This window comes from Mesorhizobium sp. M0052, assembly GCF_040323255.1.
Classification (GTDB): Bacteria; Pseudomonadota; Alphaproteobacteria; order Rhizobiales; family Rhizobiaceae; genus Mesorhizobium.
Genome location: NZ_JAMYUS010000006.1, coordinates 207772 through 230142, shown reverse-complemented (window position 1 = coordinate 230142; position 22371 = coordinate 207772). Strand labels below are relative to the sequence as shown.

At 62.0% G+C, this 22371-nt stretch carries 22 protein-coding genes and 1 tRNA gene; 6 read left to right on the top strand and 17 right to left on the bottom strand.

Going from position 1 to position 22371, the window contains the following annotated elements; genetic code table 11:
* Positions 1-23: 23 nt before the first annotated feature.
* The 10 genes from NKJ77_RS10370 to NKJ77_RS10325 all read right to left on the bottom strand — a co-directional run bounded on the left by NKJ77_RS10370 (position 24) and on the right by NKJ77_RS10325 (position 9433).
* Positions 24-1985: an acetyl/propionyl/methylcrotonyl-CoA carboxylase subunit alpha gene (locus NKJ77_RS10370; protein ID WP_352535118.1), complete on the bottom strand. Its 1962-nt coding sequence runs from the start codon at positions 1983-1985 to the stop codon at positions 24-26.
* A 49-nt stretch (positions 1986-2034) separates the two neighbouring features.
* Positions 2035-2412, bottom strand: coding sequence for a hypothetical protein (locus tag NKJ77_RS10365; RefSeq protein WP_023684512.1), 378 nt, complete (start codon positions 2410-2412; stop codon positions 2035-2037).
* Between the two features lie 45 nt (positions 2413-2457).
* Entirely contained in the window at positions 2458-2832 is a 375-nt protein-coding gene (locus tag NKJ77_RS10360) for a hypothetical protein (protein WP_023832457.1), read from the bottom strand.
* A gap of 120 nt (positions 2833-2952) precedes the next feature.
* Positions 2953-3483: an O-acetyl-ADP-ribose deacetylase gene (locus NKJ77_RS10355; RefSeq protein WP_023832458.1), complete on the bottom strand. Its 531-nt coding sequence runs from the start codon at positions 3481-3483 to the stop codon at positions 2953-2955.
* Between the two features lie 2 nt (positions 3484-3485).
* Positions 3486-5093: a carboxyl transferase domain-containing protein gene (locus NKJ77_RS10350; RefSeq protein ID WP_023832459.1), complete on the bottom strand. Its 1608-nt coding sequence runs from the start codon at positions 5091-5093 to the stop codon at positions 3486-3488.
* 8 nt (positions 5094-5101) lie between these two features.
* Entirely contained in the window at positions 5102-5926 is an 825-nt protein-coding gene (locus NKJ77_RS10345) for a DUF1444 family protein (protein ID WP_196815099.1), read from the bottom strand.
* Between the two features lie 107 nt (positions 5927-6033).
* Positions 6034-7197 carry an isovaleryl-CoA dehydrogenase gene (locus tag NKJ77_RS10340; protein WP_023687268.1) on the bottom strand — a complete coding sequence of 388 codons (1164 nt, stop codon included), beginning with the start codon at positions 7195-7197 and terminating at the stop codon, positions 6034-6036.
* Positions 7166-7810, bottom strand: coding sequence for a TetR/AcrR family transcriptional regulator (locus NKJ77_RS10335; RefSeq protein WP_023692832.1), 645 nt, complete (start codon positions 7808-7810; stop codon positions 7166-7168). The genes NKJ77_RS10340 and NKJ77_RS10335 overlap by 32 nt, the downstream gene beginning before the upstream one ends.
* 69 nt (positions 7811-7879) lie before the next feature.
* The gene (locus tag NKJ77_RS10330; protein WP_023832461.1) at positions 7880-8164 is read right to left on the bottom strand and encodes an acylphosphatase; all 285 of its coding nucleotides are present in this window, start codon (positions 8162-8164) and stop codon (positions 7880-7882) included.
* A 156-nt stretch (positions 8165-8320) separates the two neighbouring features.
* A complete protein-coding gene (locus NKJ77_RS10325; RefSeq protein WP_023832462.1) occupies positions 8321-9433 on the bottom strand; it encodes a pyridoxal phosphate-dependent aminotransferase in 1113 nt (370 codons plus the stop codon).
* On the opposite strand from NKJ77_RS10325, the gene NKJ77_RS10320 reads away from it, so the two are divergent.
* Complete coding sequence (locus tag NKJ77_RS10320) at positions 9432-9614, top strand: hypothetical protein (RefSeq protein WP_023832463.1); 183 nt, start codon at positions 9432-9434, stop codon at positions 9612-9614. The two genes, NKJ77_RS10325 and NKJ77_RS10320, sit on opposite strands and share 2 nt — an antisense overlap.
* Before the next feature lie 76 nt (positions 9615-9690).
* Here NKJ77_RS10320 and NKJ77_RS10315 read toward each other — a convergent pair whose 3' ends face one another.
* From NKJ77_RS10315 to NKJ77_RS10305, 3 genes are all read right to left on the bottom strand, one after another.
* Complete coding sequence (locus NKJ77_RS10315) at positions 9691-10863, bottom strand: porin (protein WP_352535113.1); 1173 nt, start codon at positions 10861-10863, stop codon at positions 9691-9693.
* A 121-nt stretch (positions 10864-10984) separates the two neighbouring features.
* Positions 10985-11227, bottom strand: a complete 243-nt coding sequence (locus NKJ77_RS10310) for a GIY-YIG nuclease family protein (RefSeq protein ID WP_023699414.1) — start codon at positions 11225-11227, stop codon at positions 10985-10987.
* 433 nt (positions 11228-11660) lie between these two features.
* Positions 11661-11751: transfer RNA gene (locus NKJ77_RS10305), tRNA-Ser, on the bottom strand.
* 463 nt (positions 11752-12214) lie between these two features.
* On the opposite strand from NKJ77_RS10305, the gene NKJ77_RS10300 reads away from it, so the two are divergent.
* Complete coding sequence (locus tag NKJ77_RS10300) at positions 12215-13408, top strand: porin (RefSeq protein ID WP_352499559.1); 1194 nt, start codon at positions 12215-12217, stop codon at positions 13406-13408.
* Positions 13409-13697: 289 nt separating this feature from the next.
* Positions 13698-14726, top strand: a complete 1029-nt coding sequence (locus NKJ77_RS10295; RefSeq protein WP_352535111.1) for a tyrosine-type recombinase/integrase — start codon at positions 13698-13700, stop codon at positions 14724-14726.
* A 209-nt stretch (positions 14727-14935) separates the two neighbouring features.
* Here the strand turns inward: NKJ77_RS10295 and NKJ77_RS10290 are convergent, their stop codons facing one another.
* Complete coding sequence (locus tag NKJ77_RS10290; protein WP_352535109.1) at positions 14936-15838, bottom strand: alpha/beta fold hydrolase; 903 nt, start codon at positions 15836-15838, stop codon at positions 14936-14938.
* Between the two features lie 276 nt (positions 15839-16114).
* Positions 16115-18148 carry a lytic transglycosylase domain-containing protein gene (locus NKJ77_RS10285; RefSeq protein ID WP_352535107.1) on the bottom strand — a complete coding sequence of 678 codons (2034 nt, stop codon included), beginning with the start codon at positions 18146-18148 and terminating at the stop codon, positions 16115-16117.
* A 277-nt stretch (positions 18149-18425) separates the two neighbouring features.
* Between NKJ77_RS10285 and dapA the strand changes: the two genes are divergently transcribed.
* The 3 genes from dapA (at position 18426) to NKJ77_RS10270 (ending at position 20592) form a co-directional block, all read left to right on the top strand.
* Positions 18426-19307, top strand: coding sequence for a 4-hydroxy-tetrahydrodipicolinate synthase (gene dapA / locus NKJ77_RS10280; protein ID WP_352535174.1), 882 nt, complete (start codon positions 18426-18428; stop codon positions 19305-19307).
* A gap of 25 nt (positions 19308-19332) precedes the next feature.
* The gene (smpB, locus tag NKJ77_RS10275; protein WP_023687280.1) at positions 19333-19812 is read left to right on the top strand and encodes an SsrA-binding protein SmpB; all 480 of its coding nucleotides are present in this window, start codon (positions 19333-19335) and stop codon (positions 19810-19812) included.
* Positions 19813-19884: 72 nt separating this feature from the next.
* Positions 19885-20592 (top strand): glycoside hydrolase family 25 protein, encoded by a 708-nt coding sequence (locus NKJ77_RS10270; protein ID WP_352535105.1) that lies wholly within the window; start codon positions 19885-19887, stop codon positions 20590-20592.
* A 266-nt stretch (positions 20593-20858) separates the two neighbouring features.
* Here NKJ77_RS10270 and NKJ77_RS10265 read toward each other — a convergent pair whose 3' ends face one another.
* Positions 20859-21524: a uracil-DNA glycosylase gene (locus NKJ77_RS10265; protein WP_352535103.1), complete on the bottom strand. Its 666-nt coding sequence runs from the start codon at positions 21522-21524 to the stop codon at positions 20859-20861.
* Positions 21521-22102, bottom strand: a complete 582-nt coding sequence (locus NKJ77_RS10260) for a LabA-like NYN domain-containing protein (protein WP_023670234.1) — start codon at positions 22100-22102, stop codon at positions 21521-21523. Before NKJ77_RS10260 ends, NKJ77_RS10265 begins: the two co-directional genes overlap by 4 nt.
* Positions 22103-22371 lie beyond the last annotated feature (269 nt).

The following is a 22371-nucleotide window of genomic DNA, read 5'->3' as shown; positions in this document are numbered from 1 at the left end:
GCCATTTTTCGTTCAAGCCTCGGCTATGCAGCCTCGTCAACGAAGCGCACCAGCACCGTTCCGTCGGTGACCTGCGCGCCCTCGGTGGCGATTTCCGCGATCACGCCGTCATGGCTGGCCGCGATCGTGTGCTCCATCTTCATCGCTTCCAGTATCAACAGCGGCTGGCCCTTGATCACCCTTTCGCCCTTTGCCGCGCGCACCAGCTTGACCACGCCTGGCATCGGCGCGCGCAGGCTGCCGGAAGCGGCGGCCGCCTCGTCGGTGCGCGCCAGCGGATCCGGGACGAGGAAACTGTAGCCGACCGCGCCTTCGAACACGGTGACGTGGCCTGGCCAGCGGGCAACGCGAGGGGCGGCGCGAAGATCATGCGAATTGACGCTGTCATAGGGCGCGTCCAGCGCCACCTCGAAGCGCCCGTCCGGCCGCACTGAAACACGCGCCAGTATATCGTCCTCGCCATGGCGCAGGCGCGTGCGGCGCGCAACGCTGTGGAAATGCGCATAGCCGGCAAGCGACGACCACGGATCGTTCGACGGCGGCAAGGCACCGGCGCCCGCCGCGGCAAGGGCCGCCGCGGCAACGATCTCGCTGCGCGGCGGGGCGACCGCGGTCAGCGCTTCCTGATGCCTGCCGATCAGGCCGGTATCGACATCACCGGCCGAAAAATCGGCGTCCGCGGCAAGTGCCGCGAGAAACGCGGTGTTGACGGTCGAGCCGGCAATCTCGGTCTGCGACAACGCAGTGCCGAGCGCATCGAGTGCCGCCTGCCTGTCCTTGGCGTGGACGACCAGCTTGGCGATCATCGGATCGTAGAAGGGCGAGATCGCATCGCCGGCCCGCACGCCGGTCTCGATGCGCATGCTGGCGCCTTCGGGCGCGTTGTCGGGAAACGCCAGGTGATGCAGCGTGCCGGTCGCCGGCAGAAACCCTTTCGCCGCGTCCTCGGCATAGATGCGCGCCTCGAAGGCGTGGCCGGAAAGCGTGATTTCGCTCTGCGTCTTCGGCAGCTTTTCGCTGGCGGCTACCCGCAACTGCCACTCGACCAGGTCGGTGCCGGTGACCATTTCGGTGACGGGATGCTCGACCTGCAGGCGGGTGTTCATTTCCATGAACCAGAAGCGGTCGGCCTTCAGCCCTTGCGAGGCATCGACGATGAATTCGATGGTGCCGGCGCCGGAATAGCTGATCGCCTTGGCGGCCTTGACCGCCGCTTCCGTCATCGCCTCGCGCAGCGCCAGCGTCATGCCGGGCGCCGGCGCTTCCTCGATCACCTTTTGGTGGCGGCGCTGCGCCGAGCAGTCGCGCTCGTAGAGATGCACGGCATTGCCAAAATTGTCGCCGAACACCTGGACCTCGATGTGGCGCGGCTTGTCGACGTATTTTTCGACCAGCACGCGATCGTCGCCGAACGCGGCCTTGGCCTCGCGCCGTGCGCCTGACAGCGCTTCCGAAAAATCTTCGGGATGTTCGACGCGGCGCATGCCCTTGCCGCCGCCGCCGGCGCGCGCCTTGATCAGCACGGGATAGCCGATCTCACGCGCCTTGGACGCCAGCAGCACGATCTCCTGCGCCTCGCCATGATAGCCCGGCACCACCGGCACGCCGGCCTTTTCCATCAGCCGCTTGGCCGCATCCTTCAGCCCCATGGCGCGGATCGAGGCGGCCGACGGGCCGATGAATGTGAGCCCCGCCGCCACCACCAGGTCGACGAAATCGGGGTTTTCCGAGAGGAAGCCGTACCCGGGGTGAATTGCTTCGGCGCCGGTCGCCAGCGCCGCCGCAACAATCTTGTCGCCGCGCAGATAGCTTTCGCCGACCGGCGAGGCACCGATACTCACTGCCTCGTCGGCCATTTTGACATGCAGGGCCTTGGCGTCCGCGTCGGAATAGACGGCAACGGTGCGCACTCCCATCTTCCTGGCCGTGCGTATCACCCGGCAGGCGATCTCGCCGCGATTGGCGATCAGGATCTTGGCGAACATGGAGCCTCCCGGGTTTGTCTCGGGCGGCGCCGGTCTGGCAGGAATGAGCCTATTTCGAAGCCGCGATTTTGCAGCCGCCGCTCGCGGTCTGAACCTTCCACTTTTTCAGGCCAACCTGACAGCTTCGCAACGCCAACTCTTCCGCGGCCTTCTGAGATGGCGCGTTCAGCCGCGCACCGCAGATGATGTAAAGATCGTCGACGCGCGAGTAGAATGTGGTCGCGTAGGCCGAGTGGCCACTCGCCGCGACATAGGCGTTGTACGACTTCGTGCAGGGCTCCTTTGGATTCAGTGACAACGGAGGCCAGAATCGGGTGTCTCCCTTGCTGCCCGCCAGCGATCCAGCCGCCCCGATACCGGGTGCCGTAAATACGAGCAGGCCGGCAAGCATCGATACAGTAATTCGTTTGATGCGTGTCGATTTCATCTTGCGCCGCCCATTTGAAAAATGCCCAAGCCGATGCTTGTCGGCCTACTTCGATGCCGCAACTTCGCAGCCAGCCCCTGTAATGACCTTGTAATGGCTGCGGGCGGACTTGCAGGATTTCATCGCCCGTTCTTCGGCAGCCTTCTGTGACGGTGCATTCAAGCCCGAGCCGCAGATGATGTACAACGAACGGATCCGGGCATAGGGCGTGGTCGCATAGGCCGAATGGCCGCCGGCGGCCACATAGGCGTTGTAAGCCATGGTGCACTGGTCTTTCGGGCTTTTCGGCAAATACGGATAGAAATGGATGTCGCCTTTGCTTCCCGCCAGCGATGCCGCGGCGCCAACGCCGGGTACCGCAAATATAAGCAAGACTGCAAGTACCCACGCAGTCGTTTTTCCCGAATATTTCGGCCTCATCTTTACCCCATCCCCGTTGCCCAATGCGGGATGAACAATAGCGTCTATTCTCCAGTGCCGCCAGCCTGCTCACCGAAAATTGCTTTTGCGTAGGTGGATGAACCATCTTATCCATGCAGACTAGCATCCTTCAATGGCAGCAACGGCTTGTCGGTATAGTTGAGCTGTTGGCTCGTCGAAGCAGCAGAAAATAACTGTTTCGGGCGTTGAGTTCTGTCCGACGAAGGTAGCTGCGATGCCAACGGCAATCTGCGTCGCCTCATTTTTCGGATAACGGTAGATGCCGGTGGAGATCGCCGGAAATGCCACGGTCCGGCAATCCCTGGCGGCGGCGATTTCGAGCGACCTGATATAGCAGGAGGCGAGCAGCCCGGCTTCGCCTTTTCCGCCGCCTTGCCAGACAGGTCCGACCGTGTGGATGATGTAACGTGCCGGCAGGTGATAGCCCTTGGTAAGCTTTGCTTCGCCGACCTTGCAGCCGTTCAGCATCCGGCATTCGAATTCGAGCTCCGGGCCTGCGGCGCGGTGAATGGCGCCGTCGACGCCGCCGCCGCCCAGCAGCGAGGAATTGGCGGCGTTGACGATGGCATCGACCGCAAGCCTGGTGATGTCGCCGGTGTGGACATGTATCCGTTGGCCGAGCTTGCTCATCACTACATCCTGAACACGCCGAACTTCGTTTCCTCGATGTCGGCGTTGAGCGCGGCCGACAGGCTGAGCGCCAGCACCTCGCGCGTTTTCGCCGGGTCGATGATGCCGTCGTCCCATAGCCGCGCCGAGGAGTAGAGCGGATGGCCCTCATGCTCGTATTTCATCAGGATCGGCTTTTTGAATTTCGCTTCCTCGTCCGCGCTCCATTCACCACCCTTGCGCTCGATTCCCTCGCGCTTGACCACCGCCAGCACGGTCGCCGCCTGTTCGCCGCCCATCACCGAAATGCGCGCATTCGGCCACATCCACAGGAACCGCGGCGAGTAGGCGCGTCCGCACATGCCGTAATTGCCGGCGCCGAACGACCCGCCGATGATCATCGTCACCTTCGGCACCTTGGCGGTGGCAACCGCCATCACCAGCTTGGCGCCGTCCTTGGCGATGCCGCCGGCCTCGTACTTTCGCCCGACCATGAAGCCGGTGATGTTCTGCAGGAAGATCAGCGGGATCTTGCGCTGGCAGCACAGCTCGATGAAATGCGCGCCCTTCACAGCACTTTCGGAAAACAGCACGCCATTGTTGGCGATGATGCCGACCGGCATGCCCTGAAGATGGGCAAAGCCGGTGACCAGCGTGGTGCCGTAATTCTGCTTGAACTCGTCGAACTCGGAGCCGTCGAAGACGCGCGCGATCACCTCGCGCACATCATAGGGCTGGCGCAAATCCGTCGGCACGATGCCATAGAGTTCACGCGGATCGTGAAGCGGCGGCGCGGGTTCCTGTAAGCTCAGGCTTACGGTCTTGCGCCGGTTGAGGTTCTTGACGATGCGCCGGCAGACGGCCAGCGCATGTTCGTCGTCCAGCGCATAGTGGTCGGCGACACCGGACAGCCTGGTGTGCACGTCGGCGCCGCCAAGCTCCTCGGCGCTGACATCTTCACCCGTAGCCGCCTTCACCAGAGGCGGGCCGCCGAGAAAAATGGTCGCCTGGTTGCGCACCATGATCGTCTCGTCCGACATTGCCGGCACATAGGCGCCGCCCGCAGTACATGAGCCCATGACGCAGGCGATCTGCGGAATGCCGGCCGCCGACATGTTGGCCTGGTTGTAGAAGATGCGGCCGAAATGCTCGCGATCGGGAAACACCTCGTCCTGATTAGGCAGGTTGGCGCCGCCGCTGTCGACCAGATAGACGCAAGGTAGATTGTTTTGCAGCGCGATCTCCTGTGCGCGCAAGTGCTTCTTCACCGTGAGCGGATAATAGGTGCCGCCCTTCACCGTGGCGTCGTTGACCACGACCATCACCTCGGTGCCTTCGACACGGCCGACGCCGGCGACGAGGCCGGCCGAGGAAATCTCCTCGCCATACATGGACCATGCCGCGAACTGGCCGATCTCGAGGAAAGGCGAGCCGGTGTCGAGCAACTGCGCCAGCCGCTCGCGCGGCAACAGCTTGCCGCGCGAAACATGACGCTCGCGCGCCTCCTCCGAGCCACCGCGCTCGACGCTTGCCGCCTTGTCCGCAATGTCGGAAACCAGAGCCCGCATGCGCTCGGTGTTGGCGCGAAAGGCTTCGGAGGAAGGGGAGATCTGGGTTTGAAGTACGGCCATATCGATCTCTACACCTGCGCTAGGAGTTTGCCGTTGCGGCGTTCGAAAATTTTATCGGATAGCAGATTGAAGCCATCCTTGAACGTGACGTCGATCATCTGTCTGGCCGCGCTTTGGGCCTTCGGATTGCTCGCATCGAAGATGAACAATTGATCCCGGCGCGGCAGCGCAAATAAAACATCGCCGGGAAACTGTGCTTTGATCGACAGCCAGAACTCGTCGAGCAGCACAAGGCTCGTGGAGAGCATCGTATTGCCGTCGACGTAATAGAGATAAAATGTGCCAATCTGGCCGTCGGAGACAATTTTCGGCAGCCATTTCTTCACATTGTCTAGTGCGACATCGCGCAAATCCGAAAGCGCCCGGCCGGGGAAGTCCTTCGGAGCAACAGGTGAGACTGAATCGGGAAGGTCGGCCATGTATACGACCGCAATTTCACCAACCAGCGGTTCGCACAATAAATCCAAACCCATCGATCTGAGGTGCTCGACATACTGCTGGGTCCGTATCACCGCGATCAGACTTTCTTCACTCGCCCTAGATCGTATTTCGGCGAGGCCTCGGACTAGCCTGCGTATGGCCGCATCGGCGTCTTCGTCGGGGTATGAGTTCAAGTGCCCGAACACGTTTGTGACGTCTGCCGTCACTTCTGCGCCATCGAGTTTTGCACCGATTTTTGCAGGATCCGATGGGTCTGCGACAGCGCTATCGACACCCGGCTGCCGCTTGAATTCGGCAATTACGAGCTCTCTGAATTCCGCCATATTAGAAAAGCGACGCTTCTGAGCCTTCGCGCGCCCGAGAAAGCCAGCGATTGTGGAAAACAAAGCCATCGCAAATATCCCCCGCCTTGTGACTGGATGCCCCGATGACGTAACCATCTATCGCCCTACTTGTCTCTCGATACCCGCAAAACTACAGCCTGCCATCTTGGCAGGCACTAAACCCCTTCCGCCATGATCTCGCGCCCGATCAGCCAGCGGCGGATTTCGCTGGTCCCGGCGCCGATCTCGTAGAGCTTGGCGTCGCGCAACAGCCGGCCGGTCGGATACTCGTTGGTATAGCCGTTGCCGCCAAGCAGCTGGATGGCGTCGAGCGCCATCAGCGTCGCTTTTTCGGCGGCAAACAGCACGCAGCCAGCGGCATCCTTGCGTGTCGTCAGGCCGCGATCGCAGGCAGCCGCGACAGCATAAACGTAAGCGCGCGCGGCGTTCATCGTCGAATACATGTCGGCAAGTTTGCCCTGCACGAGCTGGAACTCGCCGATCGGCTGGCCGAACTGCTTGCGCTCATGCACATAGGGGATCGCCACGTCGAGACAGGCCGCCATGAGCCCGAGCGGTCCGCCGGCGAGCACGGTGCGCTCGTAGTCGAGGCCCGACATCAGGACCTCGACGCCGCGGCCCTCCTCATGCAGCACATTGTCATAGGGCACCTCGACATTGTCGAACACCAGTTCGCCGGTGTTGGAGCCGCGCATGCCGAGCTTGTCGAGCTTTGGCGATGCCGAGAAGCCGGCCATCGTCTTTTCGACGATGAAGGCGGTGATGCCGTGCGATTTCCGCTCCGGATCGGTTTTGGCGTAGACCACCAGCGTTTCGGCGTCGGGGCCGTTGGTGATCCACATTTTCGAGCCGTTGAGCACATAGCGGTCGTTGCGCTTTTCGGCGCGCAGTTTGAGCGAGACGACGTCGGAGCCGGCGCCCGATTCCGACATGGCCAGCGCACCTGCCCTTTCGCCCGAGCACAATGCCGGCAGGAATTTCTCCTTCTGCGCCGGCGTCGCCCAGCGGTTGATTTGGTTGACGCAGAGGTTCGAATGGGCGCCGTAGGAGAGACCAACCGAGGCCGAGGCGCGCGAAATCTCTTCCACCGCAATGACGTGGGCAAGATAGCCCATGCCGCTGCCGCCGAAATCGGGATCGGCGGTGATGCCGAGAAGGCCGAGCGCGCCGAGCTCTTTCCACAGATGCGTGGGGAATTGATTGCTGCGGTCGATCTCGGCAGCGATCGGCGCTATTTTCTCCTGGGCAAAGCGGCGCACCAGATCGCGCAGCGCCTCGATGTCCTCGTCATGCCCGAAGCTGAGTGTGTTCGTGTACATGCCGTTCCTCCCCGATTTCGATCTTCGCGCCAACCAGGCGCATTGTCATTGAAAGATATGTCGCCGTGACTTCAGCCATCGACAGCCGCTCGCCCGGCCGGAACCAGACGATGACGCCGGTCATCATCTGGATCAGGGCCATGGCAGTGAGCCCGGTGTCATCGACACTGAAGGCGCCGGCCTCCGCGCCGTCGCGCAGGATGGCGCGCAACTCCTTCTCATAGGCGGTGCGCATGCGCAGTATCTGCGTCAGCCGGTCATGCGACAGGCTGCGCAATTCCATGTTCGAGACATGGGTGGAGTGGCGGCGCTCGATGTGGAAAGCGATGTGGTTTTCGACATAGGCGGCAAGCCGCGTTGCCGGATCGGCAGCGTCGGGGCGTGCGGCGTCCCACGCTTCGATCAGCCCTTCCATATGTTCGCGCATCAGCGTGAACAGCAGGTCTTCCTTGGTCGGAAAATAGCGGTAGAGCGCGGCGGCCTGGACGCCGACCTCGGCGGCAAGCTGCCGCATCGACATTGCCTCGTAGCCGAAGCGGGCGATCAGGCTGACCGCAGCCTCCCGGACGGCCGCTTCAGTTTTTTCGCCGTCGGATCCCGTTGTGCGTGCCATGAACGTCTTCCGATACCTAGTAATAAAACGAACGTTCAATTAATTCAAGCGGCAATAAAGTGGTTCCGTCTAGACGATGATCCGAAAGTCGATGGGCGCGTCGAGGAGTTCGAATTCCTCGGTCTCGACCTTCGAAACCGAAGCTCCCCTTGGCCCTTGCCGGAGCTGTTCGATCATTGTGGAAACCGCAGCATCGGCACCGGCAATCGAGGCCGTCACGGTGCCGTCTCGTTCATTGCGTACCCAACCTACGAGGCCAAGCCCTGTCGCTTCGCCTCGCGCCCACATCCGGTAGCCGACGCCTTGCACCTTACCATGCACGCTCGCCTGCACCGCCTTTTGCCGGTCATCCATCGTTGCCTCCCATGCACAGAAACTGGCGCGGAATCGGACGAAAGCAACAGGCTTGAGTGTCGGATTGCTGCTGGATCGACGGAGTCGGGGTCGCGGCTGATTCTGTTTTGGCCTTGGCGGCCTCGGCAGGCTCTGTTGCGATGGCAATCGGCGGGGCTAGTTTCCCCGCGCCGCGGCGAGTGCGCCGGGCAGTTCCTCGGCAAAGATGTCGAGTTCATGATCGAGGCCGACGCTGACCCGGATGCAACGTTCGAGCCTTGGCGCCATCGGCTTGCGGATGAAAACGTCGCGCGACAAAAGGTTTTGCAGCACTTTCAGCGCGAAGGCGCCGTCCTGGCCGCAGTCGATGGTGACGAAATTGGTCGCCGATGGCAGCGGCTTCAGCCCGTTCGTCTCCGCAATCCCGGCTATACGTGTGCGGCCGGCAGCAACTCGCGCCACCACGCTGTGCAGCCAGTCCTGGTCGGCCAGCGCCTCGACGCCGGCGATCTGCGCCATGCGGCTGACGCCGTAATGGTTGCGGATCTTCTCGAAATCGCGGATCACCTCGGCTTCCGCCACCGCATAGCCGCAGCGAATGCCGGCCAGCCCGTATGCCTTGGAGAAGGTGCGCATGCGGATGACGTTGGGCCGCGCGACATCGATCGGCGGCAGCGCCGAGGCCGGCCCCAATTCGCCATAGGCCTCGTCGAGCACCAGCATGGTGGTTTCCGGCAACGCTTCGACGAAGCGGGTGATATCTCCTGCTTCCCACCAGCTGCCCATCGGATTGTCCGGATTGGAGAGATAGACCAGCGGCGCCTTCTCCTTGATGACTGCCTTGAGCAGGCCGTCCAGGCTTTCCTTGTCGTTCTCGTAAGGCACCGTGACCAGCCGGCCGCCGACGCCGGCAATGTGGAAGTTGAAGGTCGGATAGGCGCCGAGCGAGGTGACCACTGCGTCGCCGGGCGCGACATACATGCGCGCCACCAGGCTGAGCAGCCCGTCTATGCCTTCGCCGACGACGACGTTTTCGGCGCCGACGCCGAGATGGCGGGCCGCAGCCTGCTTCAGATCGTAATTGTCGGGATCGCAATACATCCACTGGTCACGCGCGACGCGCTCCATACGGGCGATAACGCGCGGCGAAGGCCCGAAGCTGCTTTCATTGGCGCCGATGCGGGCGCGAAAAGCACGTCCGCGCTCGCGCTCCTGCGCTTCCGGTCCGACAAACGGCACCGTCGAGGGAAGCGCGCCGACAAGCGGCGTGAGGGCAGGGCGCTGGCGCATGGCAAAGGCTCACGAGAAGATGGGCCTTCTTGCTAGCGTGCCCAATAGGACGGCGCAAGTTCTGGCGCGGCTGGAAATAGTGGCCATGACGCCCGTGATGAAATCGGCGCGGGTGGCCACGCTCTACGACCTGACCGCCGGTAGGCGGCAGCCTTTTGAAGGCCAGCACTGCAGCCAATGACTATGGCGACGGATGCTTCAAAAAGAAAAACCCGGCGGTTGCCCGCCGGGTTCGATTTTCAGCCAGGCTCTGCCGGTTAGAACGAGCGCTGGAAGCGGAGGAGACCGCCAATGCTGCTCTTCTTGTCGGCGTTGGTGAAGTTGGAGAAGTTGGCGTCGTCGAACTTGCCTGCGTTGAGGTAGTCGACTTCGGCCGTGACCGTGAAGCCGGGAACAACGTCGTAGGCGATGTTCGCAGCGACGCCGAGGTTCTTCCATTCGTCATAGGAGACCTGAGCATTGAACGAGGTCTTCTCGTTGATGGTGTAGGTGCCACCACCCCAGAAAGCCCAGTTGCCGCCCCACTGCTTGTAGAAGCCGCGGCCGCCAGCGTCGATCGCATAGCTCGAGTCCGTCAAATTGTCGTCGGTGCCGTAGCCGCCCATGATGAACAGCGACAGGTTCTGCATCGGGGTGATGTCCAAACGCACCTTGCCGGCGACTTCTTCATAGTTGCTGTCGTACGCGACGACGCCGGTGATGGCGCCCCAGCCCTGCGTATACTTCAGACCGCCGACGACATGCGGAACGTAGCTGTCGATCGTGTCAAAGCCCGAGCCTTCTTCGAGAGAGATCACGGCCGAGAAGCCGTTGCCGGCGTCGAAGTAGTACTGGACGACGTTGGTGTCGAAATCGCCGTAGGGAACGAGCGTATCCTGAAGGACGTTGCCGGCGTAGCCGATGAACGTGTCGAAGGCCGATTCGTCCTTGCCGACGCGCAAGCCACCGAGCTGGATCCAGGCGAAGTTCAGCGAAACGTTCTTGTTGCCGGCAGGGTTGGAGTTGAACTCGTCTGCTTCGGTCGTCGGATCGTCTGCCGACGGGTAGCCGTTGCGGTTGCCGAAGTTGAAGCGGGTCTCGGTGTAGGTCTTCAAGGTGCCGAGTTCGGTTTCCTGGCCGGTCCAGGTCTTCAGCGTGAAACGGGCATTCTTGTAGAAGGTATCCTGCTCGTCGCCATCCTTATGGTCGAACGACCGCGCACCGTCGAACGAGCCGACGTCGCCGGCACCGATGTCGTAACGGACATAGCCGCCAATGCGCAGGCAGGTTTCGGTGCCGGGAATGTAGAAGTAGCCGGCGCCGTAGACGTCGCAGATCTTGACGTATTCAGCCGGTTCCGGCTCGGCGACGACGACGGCGTCGGCGGCGCGCGCACCGGAAACTGCGATCAAGGCCGCAGCGGAGCCGAGGAGAAGGCTCTTAATGTTCATTTTCTGACCTCCAGTCAGAATCGAACAAGACAGTGAAGCCGGCGACAGGCGTTTTCGCTGTAATCAGTTGTTATTGTTGAGGTTTATTGAAAAATGGACTTTGCTGCGGGTGATGCGGCCATCACCACAGGCGCTTGTTTGCGAAAGCATGCCCTGAACCGGATTTGAGATAGCGCTCGAATGAAGCTGCCTTGGCCTGGTTCGAAAAGGCCATATAGGTGACGATCCGCCACGGCAGAAACTTGGATGTATGGCTGGATTTCCCCGCATTGTGCTCGACAAGCCGTCGTTTCAGGTCCGTCGTTATGCCGATATAGCGTTCGCCTTCGGCAGCCGCACTCTCCAGAAGATACACATACCACATGAGCTGCTCTCCTTTGCCGGGTGTCGGAGGGCATCCTCTCCGCCATCCTGCTTCGCGCTGAGGTGGGCTTGTCCTGCGAAGCTCGAAGAGCGAAGCAGGACTGCCAATCGAATTTTGGAAGGGATTCTCTGGCTTACGCTGTGCGGCACGTAGCACACCACACGGTCCGGCCCTCCTACGCCAAGGCTTCGGAGGGCATCCTCTCCGCCTTCCTGCTTCGCGCTGAGGGTTGGGCTTGTCCTGCGAAGCTCGAAGAGCGAAGCAGGACTGCCAATCGAATTTTGCAAGGGGTTCTCTGGGCTTACGCTGCGCGGCAGGTAGCACACCACGCGGTCCGGCCCTCCTACGCCAAGGCCTCGGAGGGCATTCTCTCCGCCATCCTGCTTCGCGCTGAGGGGGGCTTGTCCTGCGAAGCTCGAAGAGCGAAGCAGGATGGCGGAGAGGATGGGATTCGAACCCACGAGAAGCTTTTGACCTCTACTCCCTTAGCAGGGGAGCGCCTTCGACCACTCGGCCACCTCTCCGTTGCGCCGCTGGATAAAGAAAAGCGCCGGCACAATCAACAAGCCGACGTCATTATCTCTGAAAATTCCGGATTCGGCCGCAGCGCCGCCTTTTCATGCGGCGATTCTGCGGCAGTTCCCTGGCTGGCGACTCGGCGACATGGCCGCAATCTCGGCCGTTCCTCGCCGGATTCGGCCGCATTCCGGCGCTGCGGCAAAGGCTTGCGGGCCCTTCGATAGTTAATGAGAGCTTTCTGACTGAGGCCAAATCGTGTCATTTGTGCAACAACGCATGGGGATAGCGCCCGCATAGCCCTTTCGCCGGTACGATCGTGGTTGAACGCCGCCGGCTCATGGGTAATGTCGATTTCGAAGGAGCGGCGCGGTGCGCATCTTTTTCGGTAGTGGGGATGGGGCAGGGAACGCTGTCCTTCAGCAAAGAATACCCAGACCCGTTTTTTAACTTTTGACTGGAGGTCAGAAAATGAACATTAAGAGCCTTCTTCTCGGCTCCGCTGCGGCCCTGATCGCAGTTTCCGGTGCGCGCGCCGCCGACGCCGTCGTCGTTGCCGAGCCGGAACCGGCTGAATACGTCAAGATCTGCGACGTTTACGGCTCGGGCTACTTCTACATCCCCGGCACCGAGACCTGCCTGCGCATCGGCGGCTATGTCCGTTACGACATCGGCGTCGGCGACGTCGGTTCGTTCGACGGTGCGACGTCCGCCGACGTTGAGGACGGCGGCAGCAACGACACCTACTACAAAAAGGCCCGCTTCTCGCTGAAGACCTGGACCGGCCAGGAAACCGAGCTCGGCACCTTGAAGACCTACACTGAGACCCGCTTCAACTTCCAGAACAACAACCGTGATGCGGGCGCGCTTGGTGACGTCAATCCTGCCGGCAACACCGGTGCTTCGCTGAACTTCGCCTGGATCCAGCTTGGTGGCCTGCGCGTCGGTAAGGACGAATCGGCCTTCAACACGTTCATCGGCTATGCCGGCAACGTCATCCAGGATACGCTCGTTCCCTACGGCGATTTCGACACCAACGTCATCCAGTACTACTTCGACGCGGGCAACGGCTTCTCGGCCGTGATCTCTCTCGAAGAAGGCTCGGGCGCGGGCGGCTCCACGGTCGGTTCCTACGGCGTCGGCACGATCGACAGCTACGTTCCGCATGTCGTCGGCGGCCTGAAGTACACGCAGGGCTGGGGCGCCATCACCGGCGTGCTCGCTTACGACAGCAACTATGAAGAAGTCGCTGGCAAGGTTCGTTTGGACATCACCCCGATGCAGAACCTGTCGCTCTTCATCATGGCCGGCTATGGCACCGACGACAATTACACGGACCCGCTCTATGCGTTCCCGGCCGGCGGTCGCGGCTTCTACAAGCAGTGGGACGGCAACTGGGCAGTCTGGGGTGGTGGCACCTACACCATCAACGAGAAGACCTCGTTCAACGCCCAGGTCTCGTATGACGAAGGTGAGAACCTCGGCATCGCCGCGAACATCGCCTACGACGTGGTTCCCGGCTTCACGGTCACGGCCGAAGTCGATTACGTCAATGCAGGCAAGATCGACGAGGTCGATACCCTTGGCTCGAACCACAACTGGACCGGTATTACTGATGGCGACGACGCCATCGGCGGCATGCTCCGCTTCCAGCGCTCGTTCTAAGGGCTGGCTTTAGACAGGTGAATACCAGCCCGGGCGCTTCAACGCCCGGGCTGTTTTTGTTTCGTGACTGGGTCAAGACAAGCAGAAGGAACAGGGGGAATCGGCAGCTGAACAGTCCGTAGGGTGAGTTCGTGGGATCCGCTAATGGGCGGATGAATTCACAACTGCGTGATTAAATCTCTTGAAAGGACGCTTCCAAGCGGGTAGGTCTGACTCTATCCACTCGGGGGTGTGGTAATTTATGACCATCGACGCGATACAAGAGGGCGAGCCCTCCGAACATTTCTCAATGTTCTCTTCTCAAAATGCGAAGATAAAATACAGCTACAACAAGATCAGAGAAGTAAAGTCGCACCGGGTCGGAGAGCTTTTTTCAGCGTACCGAGACATACTCTGGGATGATGGGCGACATAAATACAATGTCAGCTCCTTCATCGGCGAAATAGACGAGATTCTCCTCGGAGAACGGTTCAGCGCCTTCGACCAGAGCACCCTGGACAGTCTTATCGGCACCTTGCGCCAGCGCGGCAACAGCAACGCAACCATCAATCGAAAGATGGCTGCCCTCAGCAAACTGCTGCGCAAGGCTTACAAGATGGGAGATATCCACAGCCTGCCCGAGTTCCGCCGCCAGAAGGAGCGGGCGGGACGGATTCGTTTCCTCGAAAGGGACGAAGAAGCAAGGCTGTTCGCCGCCATCAGGACCCGCAGCGAAGATGCCTACCGTCTCTCGGTCTTTCTTGTCGACAGCGGCTGCCGCCTCGGCGAGGCGCTCGGACTGATCTGGAACGATATCCAGGAACATCGCGTCTCGTTCTGGATCACCAAATCCGGCCGCAGCCGCACCATCCCGATGACCGAGCGGGTCAAGGAGGTCATCAAACTGCCCCCGTCGGAGGGCCGCCGGCCCAAGGGCCCGTTCACCAAACTCAGCCAGGCGCAGTTTCGCGCCATCTGGAACGATGCCAAGGCTGAAGTCGGTCTCGGCGCCGACGACCAGGTGGTGCCGCACATCTTGCGCCATACCTGCGCGTCGCGTCTGGTCCAGGGCGGTATCGACATCCGCCGCGTGCAGATGTGGCTCGGCCATCAGACGCTTTCGATGACCATGCGCTATGCGCATCTGGCCACCAACGATCTCGACGGCTGCGTCGTCGTGCTGGAAACGCCCCGCGGCGAGGGGCTGGCTGGCGGCGCGCAAAGCTCGGCCTTCGCATCGCCGCTGACCACACCTTCAGCGCCGGCGCCCGCAAAAAAGGGCGAAACAACCGCAGCGAAAGCGGCCAAGGCGCCCCGGAAAAGCTCGAAAGCCAAATAGCTTGTCCCTTCTCCCCGTGAACGGGGAGAAGGTGCCGGTCCACCCTCCGCAGCTGCAGCCCAGTTGCTGCGGAGGACGGGGAGGCGGATGAGGGGCGGCGCCAACCTCGAAGATTGGTCGCTGCCAGTGTAGCTGGGAGTGAGAATTTTCTGCGTCGAAGCGAATCTATATTCTGCTGACAATCCCAAGGTCAGATTTGATCTTGGGGTTTACTTTATCCGACCCAAACTTTCCGCTCCATCCAGGAAAGCCGCGATAGCGCCCGGCAGATTGCCTGTCTCCAGGAAGGGCGCATGGCCCTGGCCCTCGACGGTGATCGCTTCCATGCCGGAATGACGCTTTTGCATCTCGTCGAGTGTGTCGGCCGACAGGAGTTTCGAGTTGGCGCCGCGAATGGCAAGCAAAGGTATGGCCGCCAGCGCCTCGAACTGCGGCCACAGATCCGGCAACGGCTTGCTGAGGTCGAGGCCCGCCACCGTCTCGACCAGCTGCGTGTCGAAATCCGGCAGCAGGAGGCCTTCGTCCGTCTCGCGGTAGAGGGCCGACACCATCCGCTCCCAATCCGCTGCGGTCAGAGCGGGAAAATCCGCGCCGTGAGCGACGCGTTGGGCATCGATCGCCTCAGCGCGGCTCTTCGGTTTCGGTGCCGGGTCGAGATAGGTTTGGATATAGGCGAGCCCCGCGGCCTCGATCACCGGTCCGATGTCGTTCAGCACGATGGCTTTCAGCGCGGCCGGCCGCAGCGCGCCGAGCACGTGGATGATCAGCCCGCCGCGCGAGGTGCCGATAAAGGCCGCTTCCTCGACGTTCAGAGCGGCCAGTCCGGCGAGGACATCGCCGGCTTCGATGCCGACATTGTAGTGGCAGATATCAGGATCGTAAGCGGACTGGCCGCGGCCACGGTAGTCGAAGGCGATGACCTTGCGCGGATTGTCGGTTCGCTGCGACAGATAAAGCGCCAGCTCATGGAAATCGCGCGCGTTGCGGGTCAGGCCGGGCAGGCAAACGACCTGCCAGTCTGCCGAATTGGTCTCGCCATAGACGCGGGCGTGAAGCTTGAGCCCGTCCGGCGCGGTGTAGAAAAAGTCGGAGAAGCCGTCGGTGCTCGACATATTAAAAGGACTCCCTGTCCGGATTGTCTCCGTCTGCTACAGGCGAGGGTGGGAGCGGTCAAATCGAGGGTTGTCGGCAAGCTGACACTCTTGGAAATGCCGGACATCTCCCCCACGAGGGGGGAGATTGGCGGTTCAGGCGCTACGCCCTTCCTTCGACGTTGGAGATCGGCGGAATCGGCAATGACAGCTGATCTCCCCACTCGTGGGGGAGATGGCCGGCAAGGGGGGCGCGAAGGATCGCCAACGTCTGCCCGTGGCGACAGCTCTGCGGCCTCAGCCTCTTCCGTTCACCAAATCCCCAACGATATCGTACTTCCCCGAAATGCGCATCTTGTAGACCTCGTAATTCTCCATCACGCGCTGCACGTAACTTCTTGTTTCGGTGTAGGGAATTCGCTCGATCCAGTCGACGACGGCGTCGATGCCCTTGCCGCGCGGGTCGCCGTACTTGGCTACCCATTGGCTGGCGCGGTTAGGGCCGGCATTGTAGCCGGCGAAGGTCAGCACATAGGAGCCGCCGAAGCGGTCGAGCTGCTCGCCAAGGAAGGCAGCCCCCAGCGTCGCATTGTAACCGGCATCGCTGGTCAGCCGATCCTGGGAAAAGCTCAGTCCTGCCTTCTTCGCCAATTGCTTGGCGGTGCCCGGCATCAGCTGCAGCAGGCCGCGCGCGCCGGCGCTGGAGACGGCGCCGACATTGAATTCGCTTTCCTGGCGGGCGATCGCATAGGCCAGCGCCTTGCCCGAGCCGGATATGTCGGCGGTGTCGGGAATGACGCCCAGCGGATGCGACAGCGCGCCGACATCGATGCCGCGCGCGCCGGCGATCTTGCCGATCTTCAGCGCCATGAAATGATTGCCCTGCTTTTCCGCCAGCACCGCAAGCAGCGCCAGCTCGCCGGGGCTGGTCAACTGCCCGGCGAGGTCGCGGTAAAGCGTCTCGGCATAGCGGTCGTAGCCCGCCTCCTGCAGCCGCTTGATGGCGCTGACGGCTTCGCGGCCGTCAAAGCTTTGGCGGTCGGCAGTGCTTGGCTCGGGATAGACGATGTTCAGCGTGCGCAAGCCAACCCGTTCCGCCGCCAACTGCCCGTAGAAAGTGGTGCCATAGGCTGCCGCCTTGGTGAAATAATCCTTCGCATTGCCGGGACCGCCGACTTCCGCCGCGCGGCCAAGCCAGTAATAGGCGCGTGACAGCGACATCGGTCCCTGCGCGAGATCGGCGATGCGGGCAAAATGGGTCGAGGCCGTCGCAGGATCGTTAAGGCCGCGCAACGCATACCAGCCGGCGTGGAATTCGGCCTCGGCGGCGCTGGCGGGGCTTTCGGCGGCATGCGCGGCAACGATCTTGTAGGCGGTCTTCCAGTCGCCCTGGTCGACCAGTGCGCGCGACAGCACGCGGCGCTCGACCCACCAGGCATCGGGATCGACCAGCGCGTCGCGGCTCGTTGGCGCTTTCATCATCACCGCGGCGGCGTCCGCAAACTTCCGCTGCTTGCGCAGATATTCGGCTTGCGCGAAGAAATAGCCGGCCGATTGCTGCGCGGCAGGCACCGCTTTCAACAGCTTGGCCGCGTTCTTGTCGCCACGCGAGGCGGCGGCCCAGGCATCGGCCAGCGATTGCGCGCCGGCAAGTGCTGCGACCCGCAGTGCCGAATTCTCCCGGTCGGCATAAAACATCCGTTCCATGCGGAAACGATGGTCGGCAACCGGAATGATGGCGCCAAACTCCTTGCTGACGGCCGCCTCGTCCCTGGCTTCCAGCTTCTCGGTGCGCCAGAATGGCGACAGCACGGAAAGCGCAGCCTTGGTGTTGCCAAGAGCTACATAAGAACGGGCAAGGATGACCACGCCTTGAAAGGTCAGCGGCTGGCTGCCGTCAAAGGCTTTCACCACGGTCTGCGGCGAGGGGTTTTCGCGACAAAGCGCGCGCTCGCTGTTCTTGCGCAGAGCGATGGTGCCCGGCCAATTCGGCAACATCTTTGCGGTATCGGCAATCTCGCTGCTCGGCACACGGTCGCCGCCATAGAGCGCGATCGCCCAGGCCAGGATATGGCGGTCCAGCGAACTGGCCGGCAATGTTTCGCGCACCGCTCGTGCCGCGGCGATATCGCCGGTCGCCAACGCGTCGAGACTGCCTTTCAACACGGCGATATTGGCGGAGGGCGCATCGGTCTGCGCTCTGTCTTGCATGTCAGGCATCGGGATCGATGAGGTCGTCTGCTCGTCGACGCTCTCGTTTGCCGCCGTCCCCACTATCAGCAGGGCAACGGCGCCAAGCAATATGAAGCGGAGTGGCCGACCGGCCGGCATGATCCTGATCTTTCCCTGTTGCGGCACTTTAGATGGCAAGCCCAGGTGCCCGAGAGCCTAGACTTAGGTCGTGAAGAGCCCGTAAACAAAGGGTTATCGAGGCCGTTCGAATTGCGCTTGCTGGCACCATCGGCATGCTTGCCGCGCAACAGTGTCGAGACTATGGTGCGCGGCTTCGCTTTCGGCTAGAAGGCGCCCGATGCAGTCGCCCAAAAGTGGGAACCGGTTTTGGGACGACGACATGCATAAACAAACAAGTTCCAAGGAGTTGGACGACATGCTGAGAGGCTCGCTTACTGCGCTCGTGACACCGTTCGAAAAGAGCGGGCGTTTCGACGAGAAAGCCTTTCGCGCCTTCGTCGAATGGCAACTTGGCGAGGGCACGACGGGCCTCGTCCCGGTCGGCACCACCGGCGAGTCGCCGACGCTGTCGCATGACGAGCATCGCCATGTCGTCAAGGTCTGCATCGAGGTGGCCAAGGGGCGCGCTCCGGTCGTGGCCGGCGCCGGCTCCAACAACACCGCGGAAGCGGTCGGTCTGGTGCAATATGCCGAGCAGGCGGGTGCCGACGCCGCTCTGGTCGTGACACCCTATTACAACAGGCCGACGCAGCGCGGCCTGTACGAGCATTTCGCCGCCGTCGCCAGGGCGACCAAGCTGCCGATCATCATCTACAACATCCCGCCGCGCTCGGTGATCGACATGATGCCGGAGACGATGGGCAAGCTGGCGCACGACTTCAAGAACATCGTCGGCGTCAAGGATGCCACCGGCAAGGTCGAGCGCGTGTCCGAACAGCGCGCTACCTGCGGCAAGGATTTCATCCAGCTTTCAGGGGAGGATGCCTCGGCGCTCGGCTTCAACGCCCATGGCGGCGTCGGCTGCATCTCGGTGACGTCGAATGTCGCGCCGCGGCTGTGCGCCGAATTCCAGGAAGCCACACTGTCCGGTGACAGCGCCAAGGCGCTGGAATTGCAGGACCGTCTGCTGCCGCTGCACAAGGCGATCTTCCTTGAGCCCGGCCTGTGCGGCGTCAAATACGCGCTGTCGAAGATTGGCAAGGTCGAGAACGTGGTGCGCTCGCCGCTGGTGACCATCGAGGCGTCGACCGCCGAGAAGATCGATGCGGCGATGAAGCACGCCGGCTTGATAAATTAAGGATGAGGCGCCACCTCTCCGCATCATGAACCAGGTCAGAAAAGCCGATCCCAACAACAAGACCGTTGCGGAAAACCGCAAGGCGCGGTTTTCCTATGAGGTGCTCGACACCGTCGAGGCCGGCCTGGTGCTGACCGGCACCGAGGTCAAATCGCTGCGCCAGGGCCAGGCCAACATCCAGGACAGCTACGCCTCGGTCGAGGGTGGCGAGATCTGGCTGATCAATTCCTATCTGCCGGAATATCTGCAGGCCAACCGCTTCAACCACGAGCCCAGGCGGCGCCGCAAGCTGCTGCTCAACAAGCGCGAGATGGCAAAACTCGCGCAGAGCATCGACCGCGAAGGCATGACGCTGGTGCCGCTGAAAATCTACTTCAACGACCAGGGCCGTGCCAAGCTGCTCCTCGCCGTCGGCCGCGGCAAGAAACTGCACGACAAGCGCGAGAGCGAAAAGCAGCGCGACTGGTCGCGCGAAAAGGGCCGGCTCATGAAGGAACGGGGCTAAGAACCTCGAGCCACAGCCCCAGAAAAGCCACATCGGCTTTCAAGTTTCCAGCGACATACGATGGGGAAAGGCTTGAAGAACCGGATCATTCTCTGGGGTGCGGCCAGTCTGGTCTTCGCCGGCATCGTCGCCGCAGGTGGCATCTTCTATTTCCGGACGTTCTCGCCGGATCGTGACAGCTATCCGGTCAGGGGTATCGACGTTTCCCATCATCAGGGTGAGATCGACTGGCGGCGCGTTGCCGCCGACGATGTCGCCTTCGCTGTCATCAAGGCGACCGAGGGCGGCGACCATGTCGACGATGCCTTCGCCAAAAACCTGCGCGAGGCGCGCGCGGCCGGACTTGCCGTCGGCGCCTATCACTTCTTCACCTTCTGCCGGCCGGGCGCCGACCAGGCGAAAAATTTCATCGCGGTGGTGCCGCACGACCAGCCGCTGCTGCCGCCGGTCGTCGACATCGAATTCGGCGGCAACTGCCCGCAACGCCCGTCGCCGGAGCAGCTGAGCGCGGAACTCCAGGCCTTCCTCGGACCGGTTGAAGCTGCGTTCGGCAAGCCGGCGATCATCTACCTGACCGACGAGGCCGAGGACGCCTATGCCGGGAAAATCGACGTTCGCCCGCTCTGGCGTCGCTCGTTGCTCCTGGAGCCAGGTCGCAACGACTGGATCTACTGGCAGTACCACAATATGGGCCGCGTCGACGGCATCGTCGGCGATGTCGATCTGAGTGTGCTGAAGGGCGGGCAGGAGAAGCTGGCTGAGTTGTTTGCCGCGCCTTGACCTGGCGTGCTCGACCGGCGCGAGATTGGAACCAAACATCGCGGCGCTGATCGGCCCTACCCAGCGTTCGGGCCAGTCTGCGCGCTAACGAAGGTCGGTTTCAGACCGAGCGCTTCCGGACCTTCATAATTGTCGCAATTCCGGGTTCCCGTCGCCGCTCAAGGCTTTGGAGAGCGCCTGTCTCGTCGTGCCTGCCTTTCGGCAAGCTTCGTCATCCGCGCCCGGGCAAGCCAAGGGCAAGATCGTGCTGGCGGGGTTCTGAAGGCTTAATTGCGCAGGAACTCGGCGATGTCGCTGAAAACCTTGACGAACATCGTCTCCGTCAAGACACCGGTGTTGGTGTTGTAGCGCGAGCAGTGATAGCTGGAAAACAGCGTGACGCCGCCGGCCGGCAACCGACCGCCGTGCTTGAACGGATAGGCAGCGCCGCGCTGGCCCAGCGCCCTGACGGTCGACTGGTGGGCGATCGAGCCCAGCGCCAGCACGGCGCGCAATCTGGGACAGCGTGCAATCGTCGGCACCAGAAAGCTGCGGCAAGTGGCGATCTCGGCGCCGACCGGCTTGTTCTCCGGCGGCACGCAGCGCACCGCATTGGTGATCGCGGTGCCGATCAGTTCGAGCCCGTCATCCGGCCGCGCCTTGAACTCGCCGCGGGCAAAACCGTGAGCGATCATCGTTGAGTAGAGCAGGTCGCCGGCATAGTCGCCGGTGAACGGTCGCCCGGTGCGGTTGGCGCCGCGCAGGCCGGGCGCCAGCCCGACGATCAGCAGCTCGACGGCGTCCTCGCCATCAGGCGGCAGGAAAGTCGGCACCGGCGCATTGAACCACGACGGCTCGCGCTGCCGCCAGTCTGCGATGAAATCATGCAGGCGCGGGCAGAGCGGGCAGTCGCGGTCGGGTTCGGGAGCGGCGTCCAAGGCCGCCGCCGTCAATAGTCTTCCTCTTCGACTTCGGCCGGCTCGGGCCTGCGCACCGGCCGTTCGGAGGGATCGCGGCCGACCTCGTTCTTCAGCGAGGTCAAATCGATGAAATGGTCGGCCTGGCGGCGCAGATCGTCCGAGATCATCGGTGGTTGCGAGGCCATGGTGGAGACGATCGAGACCTTGCGGCCGCGCCGCTGCAGCGCTTCGACCAGTGTGCGGAAGTCGCCGTCGCCGGAGAAGATGACATAGTGATCGACAACATCGGCAAGTTCGAGCGCATCGACGGTCAGTTCGATGTCCATATTGCCCTTGATCTTGCGGCGGCCGGTCGAGTCGGTGAATTCCTTGGCCGGCTTGGTCACCACCTTGAAGCCATTGTAGTCGAGCCAGTCGATCAAAGGGCGGATCGAAGAGTATTCCTGATCCTCGACCAGAGCGGTGTAGTAATAGGCGCGCAGCAAATAGCCGCGCTTCTGGAAGCTGGACAGCAGTTTGCGGTAGTCTATGTCGAAGCCGAGTGCGCGCGAGGTGGCGTAGAGATTGGCGCCGTCTATGAAAAGAGCGATTTTTTCACGGGGGTCGAACATGGCAATATTCCTTTTTCGAAATAGGTGGCGGACTAATCGAAATGGGTCGTTATATCGGTCGGCTCGTAAATAAACCGGCTGACCTTTCGTCAACCGAGATAGCGCCAGTTTTACGGCAATCCAAGGGTGCCGGGGCGCACTGCAAGCAATTGTGATCGGAGCCGTGTCGTCGCCGGTAGGCGGGCTTTGCCGGCAAGGCATTCACCGGCGCCAGAGACTGGCATTCGCCAGCCGATGGGGCCACGGCGCCATAATGCTTGTATTTTGGC

What these genes read in the sequence shown, in the direction of transcription:
- NKJ77_RS10370 (WP_352535118.1), bottom strand. Translation starts at nt 1,985, where the DNA reads ATGTTCGCCAAGATCCTGATCGCCAATCGCGGCGAGATCGCCTGCCGG.
- NKJ77_RS10365 (WP_023684512.1), bottom strand. Translation starts at nt 2,412, where the DNA reads ATGAAATCGACACGCATCAAACGAATTACTGTATCGATGCTTGCCGGC.
- NKJ77_RS10360 (WP_023832457.1), bottom strand. Translation starts at nt 2,832, where the DNA reads ATGAGGCCGAAATATTCGGGAAAAACGACTGCGTGGGTACTTGCAGTC.
- NKJ77_RS10355 (WP_023832458.1), bottom strand. Translation starts at nt 3,483, where the DNA reads ATGAGCAAGCTCGGCCAACGGATACATGTCCACACCGGCGACATCACC.
- NKJ77_RS10350 (WP_023832459.1), bottom strand. Translation starts at nt 5,093, where the DNA reads ATGGCCGTACTTCAAACCCAGATCTCCCCTTCCTCCGAAGCCTTTCGC.
- NKJ77_RS10345 (WP_196815099.1), bottom strand. Translation starts at nt 5,926, where the DNA reads ATGGCTTTGTTTTCCACAATCGCTGGCTTTCTCGGGCGCGCGAAGGCT.
- NKJ77_RS10340 (WP_023687268.1), bottom strand. Translation starts at nt 7,197, where the DNA reads ATGTACACGAACACACTCAGCTTCGGGCATGACGAGGACATCGAGGCG.
- NKJ77_RS10335 (WP_023692832.1), bottom strand. Translation starts at nt 7,810, where the DNA reads ATGGCACGCACAACGGGATCCGACGGCGAAAAAACTGAAGCGGCCGTC.
- NKJ77_RS10330 (WP_023832461.1), bottom strand. Translation starts at nt 8,164, where the DNA reads ATGGATGACCGGCAAAAGGCGGTGCAGGCGAGCGTGCATGGTAAGGTG.
- NKJ77_RS10320 (WP_023832463.1), top strand. Translation starts at nt 9,432, where the DNA reads ATGGCAAAGGCTCACGAGAAGATGGGCCTTCTTGCTAGCGTGCCCAAT.
- NKJ77_RS10325 (WP_023832462.1), bottom strand. Translation starts at nt 9,433, where the DNA reads ATGCGCCAGCGCCCTGCCCTCACGCCGCTTGTCGGCGCGCTTCCCTCG.
- NKJ77_RS10315 (WP_352535113.1), bottom strand. Translation starts at nt 10,863, where the DNA reads ATGAACATTAAGAGCCTTCTCCTCGGCTCCGCTGCGGCCTTGATCGCA.
- NKJ77_RS10310 (WP_023699414.1), bottom strand. Translation starts at nt 11,227, where the DNA reads ATGTGGTATGTGTATCTTCTGGAGAGTGCGGCTGCCGAAGGCGAACGC.
- NKJ77_RS10300 (WP_352499559.1), top strand. Translation starts at nt 12,215, where the DNA reads ATGAACATTAAGAGCCTTCTTCTCGGCTCCGCTGCGGCCCTGATCGCA.
- NKJ77_RS10295 (WP_352535111.1), top strand. Translation starts at nt 13,698, where the DNA reads ATGTTCTCTTCTCAAAATGCGAAGATAAAATACAGCTACAACAAGATC.
- NKJ77_RS10290 (WP_352535109.1), bottom strand. Translation starts at nt 15,838, where the DNA reads ATGTCGAGCACCGACGGCTTCTCCGACTTTTTCTACACCGCGCCGGAC.
- NKJ77_RS10285 (WP_352535107.1), bottom strand. Translation starts at nt 18,148, where the DNA reads ATGCCGGCCGGTCGGCCACTCCGCTTCATATTGCTTGGCGCCGTTGCC.
- dapA (WP_352535174.1), top strand. Translation starts at nt 18,426, where the DNA reads ATGCTGAGAGGCTCGCTTACTGCGCTCGTGACACCGTTCGAAAAGAGC.
- smpB (WP_023687280.1), top strand. Translation starts at nt 19,333, where the DNA reads ATGAACCAGGTCAGAAAAGCCGATCCCAACAACAAGACCGTTGCGGAA.
- NKJ77_RS10260 (WP_023670234.1), bottom strand. Translation starts at nt 22,102, where the DNA reads ATGTTCGACCCCCGTGAAAAAATCGCTCTTTTCATAGACGGCGCCAAT.